Raw genomic sequence first — 13,734 nt, forward strand, 5'->3', positions numbered from 1 at the left:
AGGAGAGAAGCAGAACTCCTGCAGGGCAGGGGCTGGCGGTGCTGCGCGGCATCAGAAAGGCTCCAGGCAGTAGGTGTCGTACGGCAAACGTACAAACGCTGGCTGCAGCGGCGGAGAGCCCGGCTGACTGGCTGGCTAGGTGTTAAAGGGAATCACGGGACCTGCCCTTGCAGATCGGGAGCTGCAAGAAGGAATGGCCTTGGTCGTAAGAACGCATTCTACTTTTGTTGAGAAGCATTCGCATTTATAAAAATGCTATTTGCGCTGGTTTGATGTGTGCTTGCAACAGCTTGTGACATCGGGGTAGGGCTGTGCTTCGCAGCCCCGTGCAATCGGGGGAGCTTGGTGATGGCGTGGGCACAAAAAAACGGGCCTCGGCCCGTTTTTTGTTGTTCTTCTTGGTACTTTTCGTGGAGCGCTCTGGTGCAGTCTTGGCGTTACTCCACGTCACCCATCTGCGATTGCAGGTAGTTCTGCAAGCCCACCTTGCCGATCAGATCGATCTGGGTTTCCAGGAAGTCGATGTGCTCCTCGGTGTCGTCCAGGATCTTTTGCAGCAGGTCGCGCGAGACATAGTCACGAACCGTTTCGCAGTGGGCGATGCCATCCTTGATGGTGGCCTGGGCGCCTTGTTCGGCGCGCAGGTCGCAGGCCAGGATCTCTGGTACGTCTTCGCCGACCTGGATCTTGGCCAGGTCCTGCAGGTTGGGCAGGCCATCCAGCGTGAAGATGCGGTCCATGAGCCAGTCGGCATGCTTCATCTCGCCGATGGATTCCGAATACTCCTTCTTGGCCAGCTTGTCGAAGCCCCAGTGCTTGAGCATGCGGTAGTGCAGGAAGTACTGGTTGATGGCCGTGAGTTCGTTCTTGAGCTGGGCCTGCAGATGGCCAATGACCTGTGCGTCACCTTTCATGGGGACTCCTTGTTGTGTTGTGTTGATTCGGCCCCGATTGTCGTGAGCCATATCAACACGCGCAAGGCATATCCCTGCTAGAGCGCGCTGGCTGCGTGTGAGGTTGATAGGCGTTCGCGTTCACCCCGGCTGACCCCATCCGGCCCGGTAGGCCCGATGGGGCTGCGCAGGCCGTGCGCGGGGCTATTGTGCGGCGCGTGGCGCGGCGGCCTGTGTGCCCATGGCGGTTGCGGCTGCAGACGATGGCGCCGTGCGCCGCTCACGCCAGTGCGCCAGGCCCAGCCATACCGTGGGCACCAGCACCAGGGCCAGCGAGATGGCCTGGGCAATGGTGCCTTCGGCCAGATCTTCGGTGGCCGCATGCCAGTAAGCGTTGTCGATGCCGGGTATCGCTGCGCCTTCGGTGAACTCATGGAACGCATACACCACCAGTTGCACCGCAAACACCGCCATGAACCACGACGTGACGCGGAAGAACCGCGCAAGGTTCACCGCGCGACCGTAGCGCGTCCAGGCCCAGGCGATGGCAATGGCCAGCGCCAGGCCCGCCAGACCGCCCCAGGCCATGTAGCCCAGCTCGGCGCTGCGGGCCAGGGCGGCGAGCATGGTGGCGGTTTCCACGCCTTCGCGGCCCACCATGAAGAGGGCAAACAGGAACACCGCCACCCAGGCGCGCGGGCCTTCCAGCACACTGGCGCGGTCCATGCGCTGGGCAATGTCCTGGCCCATGCCTTGGCCCGCACGGCGCATGTGCACCACGCACCAGGCCACGGTGGCGGCAGCCACCAGCGCCATGCCACCCTCGGCTGCGGGCGACAGCGCACCCACCTGCGAGAGCACCCAGCCCAGCACCAGCGAGAGCAGGGCTGCCACGCCCACGCCCGCGCGCAGTGGCAGCAACAGGTGCAGGCGCCCGGTCTTGCGCAGGTACAGGGTGGCAATCGCCACCACCAGCAGGGCTTCCAGCCCTTCGCGGAAACAGATCAGAAGTGTTTGGAACATGGTGTTTGAGGTCTTTGCTATAAATTTATGAGCTGCTTGCGCTTATCAATAAAGCGCTGCAGGCCGTTTTGACCAATATTTCAGAGGCGTCGAGCTTTGGCTGGCCCACTGCAGCAAAGTGGCATGGGCGGCGTTGCTGCAGTGCGGCAGATGATAAAACTAAACGCGAATCAGTTGTATTTGAATGTTTGATATGCCGCAAGGGTTGACCAGGTGGGCGGTGGTTCGTGCAGCGGCTTCGTGGCGGTCTTTGGGGGTTTAAAAGGGGGCAAAATGCCCGCCCCGGCCTGAGGGCAGGGTGTCACTGTATAGTCACAGGCAATTGATTCAATCAAATCAATTAATTGGATTGATGGTCTCGAAAAGCCTAGACTTCAGTCCTGTTCAGTTAACCAACCACCAAGGAAACAGCAATGTCCCTGATCAATACGCAAGTTCAGCCCTTCAAGACCACCGCTTTCGTCAACCGTGACGGCAAGGGTGAATTCATCGAAGTGACCGAGCAGTCCCTCAAGGGCAAGTGGTCCGTGCTGATCTTCATGCCCGCAGCTTTCACCTTCAACTGCCCCACCGAAATCGAAGACGCTGCCGACAACTACGCAGAGTTCCAGAAGGCCGGCGCCGAGGTCTACATCGTGACCACCGACACCCACTTCTCGCACAAGGTGTGGCACGAAACGTCGGACGCCGTGGGCAAGGCCAAATTCCCCCTGGTTGGCGACCCAACGCACCAGCTGACCAACGCTTTCGGCGTGCACATCCCTGAAGAAGGCCTGGCACTGCGCGGCACGTTCGTGATCAACCCCGATGGCGTGATCAAGACCCTGGAAATCCACTCCAACGAAATCGCCCGCGACGTGTCGGAAACCCTGCGCAAGCTCAAGGCTGCCCAGTTCACCGCCGCCAACCCTGGCCAAGTCTGCCCCGCCAAGTGGAAGGAAGGCGCCAAGACCCTGACGCCTTCGCTGGACCTGGTCGGCAAGATCTAAGCATTCGCTTTTCTCGGCCTCTGAAGCCGGACAGCGTCATGGCGCCTGTGCGCCGTGCCGTCCGGCTTTTTTACGCCCGGAGTTTGACCCGCAGGCTTGATCTGAATCCCGCTTGCCATCACGCTCCCCACATACAACTCCAAATTCAAAGGACACCACCATGCTCGACGAACAACTCAAGACCCAACTCGCCGCCTACCTGGAGCGCGTGCAGCAGCCGTTTGAGCTGGTGGCATCCCTGGACGACAGCGAGACTGCGCGCGACATGCGCGAGCTGCTGACAACCATCCAATCCCTGCGCAGCGACAAGATCACCCTGCGCACCGACGGCAACGATGCGCGCAAGCCATCCTTCAGCCTGCAGCGCGCGGGCGTCACCAACAGCCTGCGTTTTGCCGGCCTGCCCCTGGGCCATGAATTCACCTCGCTGGTGCTGGCCCTGCTGTGGACGGGCGGCCACCCGCCCAAGGTCGAGCAGGACGTGATCGATTCGATCAAGGCCCTGGATGGCGACTTCAACTTCGAGGTCTACATGAGCCTGACCTGCCACAACTGCCCGGACGTGGTGCAGGCGCTGTCGCTCATGGCCATCGTCAACCCCAAGGTCAAGACCACCGTCATCGAAGGCGGCGCCTTCCAGCAGGAAGTGACCGAGCGCGAAATCATGGCCGTGCCCATGGTGTTTTTGAACGGCCAGGTCTTCGGCTCCGGCCGCATGACGATTGAAGAAATCGTCGCCAAGCTCGACACCGGCGCCGCCGCCCGCGAAGCCGCTAAGCTCAGCGCCAAGGCACCGTACGACGTGCTCATCGTCGGCGGTGGCCCAGCAGGCGCCGCGGCCGCTGTGTACGCCGCCCGCAAAGGCATCCGCACCGGCGTTGCTGCCGAGCGCTTTGGCGGTCAGGTCAATGACACGCTGGCGATTGAAAACTACATCTCGGTGCTCGAAACCGACGGCCCCAAGTTTGCCGCCGCACTCGAAGCCCACACCCGCGCCTACGGCGTGGACATCATGAACCTGCAACGCGCCGACAAACTCATCCCCGCGGCCGAGCCAGGTGGCCTCATCAGCGTGCAAATGGCCAACGGCGCCACGCTGCAGTCCAAGACGGTGATCCTGTCCACCGGCGCCCGCTGGCGCAATGTCAACGTGCCCGGCGAAGCCGAGTACAAGAACAAGGGCGTGGCCTACTGCCCGCACTGCGACGGCCCGCTGTTCAAGGGCAAGCGCACGGCGGTCATCGGCGGCGGCAACTCGGGTGTCGAGGCTGCCATCGATCTGGCGGGCATCGTGGCCCACGTCACGCTCATCGAGTTTGCCGACCAGCTCAAGGCCGACGCCGTGCTGGTCAACAAGCTCAAGAGCCTGCCCAACGTGACCATCCACACCAACGCGCAGACCACTGAAATCACCGGCGCCGACGGCAAGGTCAACGGCCTCAAGTACAAGGACCGCGCCACCAACGTGGAGCACCTGGTGCCGCTCGAAGGCGTGTTCGTGCAGATCGGCCTGGTGCCCAACACCGAGTGGCTCAAGGGCACGGTGGAGCTGTCCAAGTTCGGCGAAATCATCGTCGACTCGCACGGCCGCACCAACATCCCCGGCGTGTTCGCCGCGGGCGACTGCACCACGGTGCCTTTCAAGCAGATCGTGATTGCTGCGGGCGACGGATCGAAGGCGGCGCTGAGTGCGTTTGACCACCTGATCCGCATGCCGGTGGTGGCTGCGGCCGAAGGCGCCAAGGCTCCCGAAGCGCAGCGCGAAGCCGTGGCAGCGTAAAGCTGCACCGCACGACCCCTCTCCCTAACTCTTTCCCGCAAAGGTAGGGTTAGTGATTGGGGGGAATATTCCAACAAAGTTGCCCTCTGGCGCTTGATGGATAAGTGCTAATAGCTATAAAAATAAGAGCGACTGGATGTTTCGGCATCCAGTCGCTTTGTTTTTGGGTGTCTGTCCGGGAGGGGCTGGAGTCGCCCAGGCGGTGTTACGTTGGATGGCTGGATGGCGCCGGCGTTTGCGGAGAAAGCGGCTGTGCTTGGGCCTGTAAAGCACCATCAAGAAGGGTTTTAAATTGTTGCTATTGAGAATTATTCTCATATAATTTCATCCCATCAGCCAGCCACAACCGCCCGATCTTCTGCGCGCAGAAGCCAAGGCCGTCTGCATGGAGCCAGCTCTGTATTCGTTGTCGTTTCAGAGAAGGACTCCCCTCCGTGGCGCAGGCATTCCGTTCCCCTCCGTTTTCTTCCCGGTGCGCACAGGCGCGCCCCTCCGATCAATGGTTGCAAGGCCGTCTGCTGCCGCTTGCATGGCTGGTGGCCTGTGCGTGCGCCGCCATCGGCAACGCGCATGCGCAAGATGCGGCCCAGTTGGTGGCTGCAGCGCCGCAGCTCAAAGAAGTGGTCATCAGCGGCTCGCGCAGCGAGCAGGACCGTGACGAGCTGCCCATGAGCATCGACGTGATCAATGCGCAGGCCATCGAGGAAGGCCAGGTGCGCGACATCCGCGACGTGGCGCGCGAGTTGCCCAACGTGTCGGTCACGCGGTCGCCCGCACGCTTCTCGCTGGCCAGTGGCTCCACCGGGCGCGAGCAGAACGCGGGCTTCAACATCCGGGGGCTGGACGGCAACCGCGTGTTGATGATGGTGGATGGCATTCGCCTGCCGCGCAGCTATGTCTTCAGCGCCAATGCCTTCGGGCGCGACTACCTGGACATCGGGCTGCTGCAGCGCATTGAGGTGGTGCGCGGCGCCACCTCGGCGCTGTATGGCTCCGATGGCATGGCGGGCCTGGTCAACTTCATCACGGCAGACCCCTCGGCGTTTCTCGATGGCGACAAGCGCATCGGCGGCCGGGTGAGCCTGGGCTATGACGGCGACGAGCACGGCAAGCGCGTGGGCGCCACGGTGGCAGGCAAGGCGGGCGACACGGTGCAGTGGTTGCTGGGCGGCAACGTCACCCGCGCCAGCGAGCTGGACAACATGGGCACCAACGATGCGGCCAATGCCGACCGCACCAAGCCCAATCCGCAAAAGGACAGAAGCGGCGCTTTGCTGGGCAAGGTGGTGCTGACGCCCGGCGGCGGCCAGCGCCATGTGTTCACGCTGGAGCATGTGGACAAGACGTCCGACTACGAACTGCTCACCGCACGCTCCAAGCCGCCGCTGGCTGCCACCTCGGTGCTGGGCTCCACCTCGTTCACCGACATGCAGCGCAGCCGCGCGACGTGGGAAGGCAACTGGCGCGTGAACACCGCGTTTGCCGACGATGTGAAGGCCACGCTGAGCTGGCAGGACGCCCATTCGCGCGAGTACATCACCGAAGACCGCAACACCGCCGCCGACCGCGTGCGCGACGTGACCTATGACGAGCGCACCTGGCAGGCCAACCTGCAAGGCAGCAAGGTGCTGCGCAATGGCGGGCCATGGGTGCAGAAGATCACCTACGGCCTGGACTACACGGCGGCCAAGGTCGAGAACCTGCAGACCGGCGTGACGCCGCCCACGGGCGAGACCTTCCCGCTCAAGCGATTCCCCGACACCACCGAGACCAGCACGGCCCTGTATGTGCAGGACGAGTTCGTGAGCGGGCCCTGGAGCATCACCCCCGGCGTGCGCTTCGACACCTTCCGCATCAAGGCCGACCAGGCGGGCTTTGGCGCGCAGGCGGTGTCGCTGTCGGGCAATGCCACCTCGCCCAAGTTCGGCGTGCTGTACCGTGCCAGCGAGCAGTGGAGCGTGTTTGGCAACTACGCGGCGGGCTTCCGTGCGCCCAATGCGGGGCAGGTCAACGCCTTTTTCGAGAACCCGGTGGGCAACTACCGCACGGTGCCCAACGCCAACCTCAAGCCGGAGAAGAGCCAGAACTTTGAGCTGGGCGTGCGCGGGCGCCTGGAGCGCCTGTCCATCGAGGCTGCCGCGTTCACTGGCCGCTACAAGGACTTCATCGAAGACCTGCGCCAGGTCAGCGGCACGGGCGCACCGGGCAACCCGCTGGTGTTCCAGTCAGTCAACATCGGCCGCGTCAAGCTGAGCGGCTTCGAGGTCAAGGGCGACATGCGCTGGGGCCAGTGGGCGGGCGGGCAGTGGAGCAGTCCGTTTGCCTACGGCCAGACGCGTGGCCGCGACACCACTACCGGCAAGCCGGTGAACACCGTGGACCCATCGCGCCTGACGGCGGGCCTGCGCTACGACAGCGGCGGCTGGATGGCCCGGCTGGACATGACCCATGCCGCCGCCAAGAAGGCCAGCGACGTGAGCGTGGCTACAGGCAGCACGCAGTTCCTCACGCCGTCGTACACGGTGCTGGACCTGGCCGCCCAGTGGCGCATTCGCAAGGACTTGCGCCTGAACGCGGGCATCTACAACCTCACCGACAAGAAGCACTGGCGCTGGGCCGACGTGCGCGGCCTGGCCGCGAACGCCAGCTTCATCGACGCCTACAGCCAACCTGGCCGCGCAGTGCGCGTTTCGCTGGTGGCGGACTTTTAAGGCACAGCCCATCCCGATGAACCCCATCAAGGAGACAGACCATGAGCCATGCACCTGACATGCCCGATTTGCCCACATCCGGCGCCCACTGCGATGAGGAATACAGCCTGCCCTGCGCCGAGGCACTGCTGGCGGGCACCCTGGCGCTGATGACGGGCTATGTGCAAGCCTGCTGCGACAGCCACCGCGACGCCATGGGCAGCAAGATCGCGGCCAACCTGCAGATGCTGGCCGACGCCCAGGGCTTCACGCCGCACTTTCGCACCGTGGTCTGGAGCCTGCAAGGCCGCTGGGACCAGCAATGCAAGGCGCGCCAGGACGTGGCCGCCAGCGCCGCGATGGTGGCTGCCGAACAACGCCGTGTGCTGTGGCACACCGCACCGGAGGCCGTGCAATGAATGCCGCTGCAACGAACCCCCCAAGCGCTCCGGCCCATCCGCCGCAGGCCGCCCCCGATATCCGTGAGCGGTTCGCCGCAGCCCGCGCAGCGGGCAAGCGTGCCAAGGACGCCGCCGAGAGCCTGGGGCTGTCGGAAGGCGCCGCCGTGGCCGCCCATGCGGGCGAGCATGGCCACCCGCTCAAGGCCGTGCCTCTGCAGGGCTCGTGGCTGGAACTGCTGCAGTCGCTCGAAGCCTGCGGCCCGCTGATGGCGCTCACGCGCAACGAGAGCACGGTGCACGAGAAGACCGGCGTGTATACGCACGTGTCGGCCACCGGGCCGGTGGGGATCGCACTGGGCGAAGACATCGACCTGCGCCTGTTCTTTGCGCAGTGGCATGCGGGTTTTGCGGTGACGGAGCTGGCGCATGACGCCGCCCAGGACCCCACCAAGCCGCCATCGCGCAGCCTGCAGTTCTACAACGCGCATGGCCGTGCTGTGCACAAGATATTCACGCGCGATGCCACCGACCTGGCTGCGTTCGACGCAGTGGTGAGCCGCTTCGTGCAACCCAGCGCCGGTTACGTGTTTGGTCCGGAGCCCGCGCCAGCGGCTGTGCTGCCCGACGCCGACATCGACGCCCAGGGCCTGCGCGAGGCCTGGGCTGCCATGCAGGACACCCACGAGTTCTTCGGCCTGACCAAGAAATTCGGCGTGGAGCGCCAGCAGAGCTTTCGTCTGGTCGAAGGCCAGTTTGCCTGGCGCGCCGCACCGCAGGCTGTGGCGCGCCTGCTGGACGAGGCCGCGGTGGACGGCCTGCCCATCATGGTGTTTGTGGGCAGCGGCGGCTGCATCCAGATCCACACCGGGCCGGTGCGCAATATCCAGCCGCTCGATACGCCGCGTGCGCAGTGGATCAACGTGCTGGACGCGGGCTTCAACCTGCACCTGCGCACCGACATGATTGCCAGCGTGTGGGTGGTGGAAAAGCCCACGGCCGATGGTGTTGTCACCTCGGTCGAGGCGTTCGACCACACGGGCGAGCTGATGGTCATGTTCTTCGGTGCACGCAAACCCGGCAAGCCCGAACTGCAGGGCTGGCGCGACCTGGTGGCACGCTTGCCTGGCGTGCAGGAGCTGGCCCATGCTGCGTGATCCGATGGCCGTGCAAAGCCGGGGGCCAGGTGGCGCGCGTCGGCGGCTGCTGCGCGGTGTGGTGGCGTTGCCTTGGTTGTCTGCGTTGGGGCCAGGGGCCGCCTGGGCGGCCCGCCCTGCGCGCATCGTCTCGCTGGGCGGCGCGCTGACCGAGGTGGTCTACCTGCTGGGCGCCCAGGGCCAACTGGTGGGTACTGACACCACCAGCCTGTTCCCCGAGGCCGCGCTCAAGACCGCCAAGGTCGGCTACATGCGCCAGCTCTCGGCCGAGGGTCTGCTTTCCCTCAAGCCCGACGCTGTGGTGGGCACCACCGAGGCCGGGCCGCCCGTGGTGCTGGACCAGGTGCGCAGCGCCGGTGTGCGCGTGGAGCTGGTGCAGGCCGACCACACCTGGGACGAAGTGCGCCGCAAGGTTGCCACCGTGGGCCGCGTGGCGGGCCGCGAGCGCGAGGCCCAGGCCCTGCAGGCGGACCTGGATGCGCAGTGGACGGCGGTGCAAAAGCAGGTGGCAGCCGCCACGCGGCGCCCGCGCGCCATCTTCATCCTGTCGCACGGCGGCAGCCCCATGGTGGCGGGCACGGGCACGGCGGCCGATGCGCTGATCCGCTTTGCAGGCGCCACCAATGCCATCACCCAGTTCGCGGGCTACCGGCCGCTCACAGCCGAGGCCATGGCCAGCGCCGCCCCCGATGTGCTGCTCAACAGCACGCAGGGCATCGAGGCGCTGGGTGGGGAGGCCGCTTTCTGGCAGCGGCCTGAGCTGGCACTCACGCCCGCTTACCGCCGCAAGGCCCTGGTGGCCATGGAGGCCAGCCACTTGCTGGGCTTTGGCCCGCGCCTGCCTGCTGCCGTGCGTGAGCTGCACACCCGCACCCAGGCGATCACCGCGTGAGCAGCGTGGCCGTGGCGCAGTCGGGTGCGCGCTGGAGGCCCGGGCGTCTGTCTCCCCGCACGGCGATAGGTCTAGGGGCAGTGCTGGTCGTGCTGGCCTTGGTCTGGGCCAGCACGCGGGGCGCGTACGCCATTGCACCCGCCCAGCTGTGGCAGGTGCTGCTGCAGGCCCTGGGCGCAGCGCCTTCTGCCGAGCAGGCACCCGAATACCTGGTGTTCATCAACATCCGACTGCCGCGCCTGTTGATGGGCGTGGCCGCTGGCGCCGGCCTGGGGCTGGCCGGTGCGCTGATGCAGGGGCTGTTTCGCAACCCGCTGGCCGACCCTGGGCTGGTGGGCGTGAGCAGCGGCGCCGCGCTGGCGGCGGCCATCACCATCGTGCTGGGCAGCCACTGGCTGCCCGACCTGCCGCGCACGCTGGGCAGCTGGACACTGGTGGGCATGGCCTTTGGTGGCGGCTTGCTGGTCACGGCGCTGATCTATGCACTGGCGCAGGCCGATGGCGGCACGCGCATGGGGCTGATGCTGTTGGCGGGCGTGGCGGTCAATGCGCTGGCGCTGGCGGGGCTGGGCTACCTCAACTTCATCTCCACCGACGAGCAGCTGCGCAACCTACAAATGTGGCTGCTGGGCAGCCTGGGCGGTGCGCGCTGGAGCGCCGTGGCGCTGGTGGGCGCCATCGTGGCAGTGGCCTGCGGCCTGGGCCTGGTGCTGGCGCGCCCGCTCAACGCGATTGCCCTGGGCGAGGCGCAGGCCGCGCTGCTGGGCGTGCCGGTGGAGCGCACCAAGCGCCTGGCCGTGCTGGTCACCGCGCTGGCCGTGGGCGCCGTCACGGCTGCCACCGGCATCATCAGTTTCATCGGCCTGGTGGCACCGCACTGGGTGCGCCTGGTGGCGGGGCCAGACCACCGCGTGGTGCTGCCGGGCTCGGCCCTGCTGGGCGCTGCGCTTGTGCTGGCGGCCGACGGCGTGGCGCGCACCATCGTGCAGCCTGCCGAGCTGCCGCTGGGCGTGCTCACGGCTTTCATTGGCGTGCCGCTGTTTCTGGCCATGCTGCGCCAGTTTCGGAGCAAGGTATGAATGCCGCCGTCGCATCTCCGGTCACCACCACCGCCGATCTGCTGGTGTGCGACCAGCTGGGTGTGGGCGTGTCCGGCAGGCCCTTGCTGGCCACCGTGCATACGCAGTTGGTGCCCGGGCGCGTCACGGCCATCCTGGGGCCCAACGGCGCGGGCAAGTCCACGCTGCTGGCCATGCTTTCGGGCCAGCGCGCGCCGCGCTCGGGCCATGTGTGGATGGGCGGGCAGCCGGTGTCTGGCAAAGGCGCCCAGGGCCTGGCCCGCCAGCGCGCCGTGCTGCCGCAGGACACGGCCGTGGCCTTCGACTTCACGGTGCAGGAAGTGGTGGAGATGGGGCGCTTTCCCCACCGCCAGCAGCCCAGCCGCCAAGAGGCGCGCATCGTGAACGAGGCGATGCAGGCCACCGGCGTGGCCCACCTGGCCGGGCGCAGCATCAACACCTTGTCGGGCGGCGAACGCGCCCGCAGCCACCTGGCCCGCGCGCTGGCCCAGATCTGGGAGCCTCTGCCCGATGGCGCCACCCGCTGGCTACTGCTGGACGAGCCCACCGCCGCCCTCGACCTGGCGCACCAGCACCACACGCTGGCCCTGGTGCGCCGCTGGGCGGTGGAGCAGGGCGTGGGCGTGGTCGCGGTGCTGCACGACCTGAACCTGGCCCTGCGCTACGCCCACGACAGCCTGCTGCTCGCCCCGGGCCTGGCGGGCCCGCGCAGCGTGCACGCCACAGCCCACCTGCTCACCCCCGCCACCATCGCGCAGGTGTGGGGCGTGCACAGCACGCCAGTGCTGGCGGCCGACGGGGTGCCGCAGTACCTGGTGGCGGCGCAATGAATGGCGTTTTATGACAAAAGTGGCCTCTGCCGCGCTATGGGTCTCAAAGATTGCTATCAAAAATGAAGCGTCTGCATGGTGTGCCTGTGCAACCCATGGAGGTAGGCCCCTCAACCCGTCAGGCTATCTGGCGGGGCGGGTGGTGCGGCCTGCTTAGAATCCCGCTGCCCATGCGCCGCTTGCTGCTCGTCTTTCTGTTGGTGTTCATGCCGCTCCAGTCCATCTGGGCGGCGGCCTCGCCCTATTGCGGGCACGAGTCAGCGCCGCAGGCTTCGCACTTTGGCCACCATGTGCACGAGCACCATGGCGACGAAGGGGCCGACCACTCGGTCCCGGGGGGCTCCCCCAGTACCCTGGCCGACATGGACTGCCATGCCTGCCACGGCACAGGCGGCGGCCTGGCGCACAGTGCCAGCGCCCAGGCCATCGTGGTGGCCGTGGCGCACCCGCCGGGCCAGGCCGCACCCGCCTGGCCACCCGCACCCCTTACGCGGCCCGAACGCCCCAACTGGCCTGTCCTCGCCTGAGCGGCGAGGCGGGGGCTTGGGTGGCTCCGTTTCTTTTCCTGATGCTGTTGGAGACCTGCCTTCCCAGGCAGTAGCGGTGCTCGTCTTGCTGTTGGCATGCGTGCCCCTCTGACGTCCCCTCCGTGCATCGCGCCTCGCCGATTTCAACCTGTGGCCCCGGCCACTGCAGAGGAATCGGATGCAACCAACGAAACAACGACAACACACGTCCATTGCCGCGCTGGCGGTGATGGCACTGGGCTGGGCACTGCTGGGCAGTGCCGCACAGGCCCAGACCGCACCCCCCGGCACAGCGCCGCTCACGCTCCAGGCCCTGTTCGAGCAGGCCTGGCAACGCCAGCCAGACGCGCAGTCTGCAGCTTTGCGGCGCGAAGCCGCGCAGGCAACGCGCAGCGCCGCAGCGGCCTGGACGGCCGAGCCCGTGGCGCTGGAGCTGTCCACCAAAACCGACCGCCCCGGCAGCAACCAGGGCAGCCGCGAGGCCGAAGTGGGCCTAGCCCTGCCGCTGTGGTTGCCGGGCGAGCGCGCCCGCAAGGCCGCGCTGGCCGACGCCGAAGTGCAGGCGCTGGACAGCCGCCAGCGCGCCGCGCAGCTGCAACTGGCCGCCACTGTGCGCGAAGCCTGGTGGACGGCGCTGCGCGCGCAGGCCGACTGGGCCCTGGCGCAAGACCGGCTGCTGAACGCGCAGCGCCTGGCCGCCGACGTGGCGCGCCGCGTGCGTGCAGGCGACCTGTCGCGTGCCGACCAGGCGCAGGCCGACGGCGCCGTGGCCCAGGCCGAAGCCGCCATGGCCGAGGCCCAGGGCGCACGGGACGCAGCGCAGGCCGCACTGGCCGCCTGGGGTGTGCAGGCCGCGCCCACCATGGCGCTGGCGGACGGGGCAGAGCCCGAGCCCCCCGTGCCCGATGCCACGGCAGCCGCTGCCCAGCACCCTGCGACGGCCGACTGGCAGGACCAGGCCGAGGTGGCGCGCCGCGCCGCTGACCTGGCCGCCGTGCAAACCCGTGCCAACCCCGAGCTGACGGTGGCCGCCACGCGCGGCCGCGAGCAGGCGGGCGACCGCTATCAGCAGACATTCACCGTGGGCCTGCGCATACTCCTGGGCGGGGGCGACCGTGCGCAGGCAAAACAGGCTACAGCACGCGCCGATGCCATCGATGCCGAGGCGCGTGCTGCCGTGGAGCAGAGGCGCCTGGCCGCCGACATTGCCGCCGCCATGGCCCGCGTGAAGGCCACGCAGGCCCAGCGCGATGCGCTGGCACGGCACGCGGCGCTGGCGCAGGGCACGCGCGGCTTTGTCGACAAGGCTTTCCGCCTGGGCGAGGCCGATGGCCCCACGCGCCTGCGTGTGGAGCTGGAGGCCGCCCAGGCTGAACGCCAGCTGGCCCGCGCCCGCATCGATGCGGCCGCCGCCATCTCCCATCTGCGCCAGGCCCTGGGCCTGCTGCCGCAATGAACTCCCTGTGAATCCCGACC

At 66.9% G+C, this 13,734-nt stretch carries 12 protein-coding genes; 10 read left to right on the forward strand and 2 right to left on the reverse strand.

The features are described from left to right. Positions 1-437 precede the first annotated feature (437 nt). Both bfr and LPA35_RS24165 read right to left on the reverse strand, forming a co-directional pair. Positions 438-914, reverse strand: a complete 477-nt coding sequence (gene bfr / locus LPA35_RS24160; RefSeq protein ID WP_055398627.1) for a bacterioferritin — start codon at positions 912-914, stop codon at positions 438-440. 183 nt (positions 915-1,097) lie between these two features. After that, the gene (locus tag LPA35_RS24165) at positions 1,098-1,916 is read right to left on the reverse strand and encodes an FTR1 family protein (RefSeq protein WP_228899542.1); all 819 of its coding nucleotides are present in this window, start codon (positions 1,914-1,916) and stop codon (positions 1,098-1,100) included. A gap of 413 nt (positions 1,917-2,329) precedes the next feature. On the opposite strand from LPA35_RS24165, the gene ahpC reads away from it, so the two are divergent. The 10 genes from ahpC (at position 2,330) to LPA35_RS24215 (ending at position 13,714) form a co-directional block, all read left to right on the forward strand. Next, a complete protein-coding gene (gene ahpC, locus LPA35_RS24170) occupies positions 2,330-2,905 on the forward strand; it encodes an alkyl hydroperoxide reductase subunit C (RefSeq protein ID WP_055398629.1) in 576 nt (191 codons plus the stop codon). A 160-nt stretch (positions 2,906-3,065) separates the two neighbouring features. Further along, positions 3,066-4,685 (forward strand): alkyl hydroperoxide reductase subunit F, encoded by a 1,620-nt coding sequence (gene ahpF, locus LPA35_RS24175; RefSeq protein WP_228899544.1) that lies wholly within the window; start codon positions 3,066-3,068, stop codon positions 4,683-4,685. Between the two features lie 503 nt (positions 4,686-5,188). Continuing rightward, positions 5,189-7,396, forward strand: a complete 2,208-nt coding sequence (locus LPA35_RS24180) for a TonB-dependent hemoglobin/transferrin/lactoferrin family receptor (RefSeq protein WP_228899730.1) — start codon at positions 5,189-5,191, stop codon at positions 7,394-7,396. Between the two features lie 41 nt (positions 7,397-7,437). Next, a complete protein-coding gene (locus LPA35_RS24185) occupies positions 7,438-7,794 on the forward strand; it encodes a hypothetical protein (protein WP_228899546.1) in 357 nt (118 codons plus the stop codon). Then, complete coding sequence (locus LPA35_RS24190) at positions 7,791-8,930, forward strand: hemin-degrading factor (RefSeq protein ID WP_228899548.1); 1,140 nt, start codon at positions 7,791-7,793, stop codon at positions 8,928-8,930. The genes LPA35_RS24185 and LPA35_RS24190 overlap by 4 nt, the downstream gene beginning before the upstream one ends. Then, positions 8,920-9,822 (forward strand): hemin ABC transporter substrate-binding protein, encoded by a 903-nt coding sequence (locus LPA35_RS24195; RefSeq protein WP_228899558.1) that lies wholly within the window; start codon positions 8,920-8,922, stop codon positions 9,820-9,822. The genes LPA35_RS24190 and LPA35_RS24195 overlap by 11 nt, the downstream gene beginning before the upstream one ends. Continuing rightward, positions 9,819-10,901, forward strand: a complete 1,083-nt coding sequence (locus tag LPA35_RS24200; protein WP_228899559.1) for an iron ABC transporter permease — start codon at positions 9,819-9,821, stop codon at positions 10,899-10,901. Before LPA35_RS24195 ends, LPA35_RS24200 begins: the two co-directional genes overlap by 4 nt. Next, positions 10,898-11,731 (forward strand): heme ABC transporter ATP-binding protein, encoded by an 834-nt coding sequence (locus LPA35_RS24205; RefSeq protein WP_228899561.1) that lies wholly within the window; start codon positions 10,898-10,900, stop codon positions 11,729-11,731. Before LPA35_RS24200 ends, LPA35_RS24205 begins: the two co-directional genes overlap by 4 nt. A 170-nt stretch (positions 11,732-11,901) precedes the next feature. Further along, positions 11,902-12,258 (forward strand): hypothetical protein, encoded by a 357-nt coding sequence (locus tag LPA35_RS24210; protein WP_228899564.1) that lies wholly within the window; start codon positions 11,902-11,904, stop codon positions 12,256-12,258. Positions 12,259-12,436: 178 nt separating this feature from the next. Further along, positions 12,437-13,714, forward strand: a complete 1,278-nt coding sequence (locus tag LPA35_RS24215; protein ID WP_228899569.1) for a TolC family protein — start codon at positions 12,437-12,439, stop codon at positions 13,712-13,714. The last annotated feature ends 20 nt before the right edge of the window (positions 13,715-13,734 follow it).

This window comes from Acidovorax sp. Leaf73 (assembly GCF_916855635.1).
Taxonomy (GTDB): Bacteria; Pseudomonadota; Gammaproteobacteria; order Burkholderiales; family Burkholderiaceae_C; genus Acidovorax; species Acidovorax facilis.

Coding starts and splice junctions, on each gene's coding strand:
- LPA35_RS24190 (WP_228899548.1), top strand. CDS start 7,791: ATGAATGCCGCTGCAACGAACCCCCCAAGCGCTCCGGCCCATCCGCCG.
- LPA35_RS24210 (WP_228899564.1), top strand. CDS start 11,902: ATGCGCCGCTTGCTGCTCGTCTTTCTGTTGGTGTTCATGCCGCTCCAG.
- LPA35_RS24205 (WP_228899561.1), top strand. CDS start 10,898: ATGAATGCCGCCGTCGCATCTCCGGTCACCACCACCGCCGATCTGCTG.
- LPA35_RS24185 (WP_228899546.1), top strand. CDS start 7,438: ATGAGCCATGCACCTGACATGCCCGATTTGCCCACATCCGGCGCCCAC.
- ahpF (WP_228899544.1), top strand. CDS start 3,066: ATGCTCGACGAACAACTCAAGACCCAACTCGCCGCCTACCTGGAGCGC.
- ahpC (WP_055398629.1), top strand. CDS start 2,330: ATGTCCCTGATCAATACGCAAGTTCAGCCCTTCAAGACCACCGCTTTC.
- LPA35_RS24215 (WP_228899569.1), top strand. CDS start 12,437: ATGCAACCAACGAAACAACGACAACACACGTCCATTGCCGCGCTGGCG.
- bfr (WP_055398627.1), bottom strand. CDS start 914: ATGAAAGGTGACGCACAGGTCATTGGCCATCTGCAGGCCCAGCTCAAG.
- LPA35_RS24165 (WP_228899542.1), bottom strand. CDS start 1,916: ATGTTCCAAACACTTCTGATCTGTTTCCGCGAAGGGCTGGAAGCCCTG.
- LPA35_RS24195 (WP_228899558.1), top strand. CDS start 8,920: ATGCTGCGTGATCCGATGGCCGTGCAAAGCCGGGGGCCAGGTGGCGCG.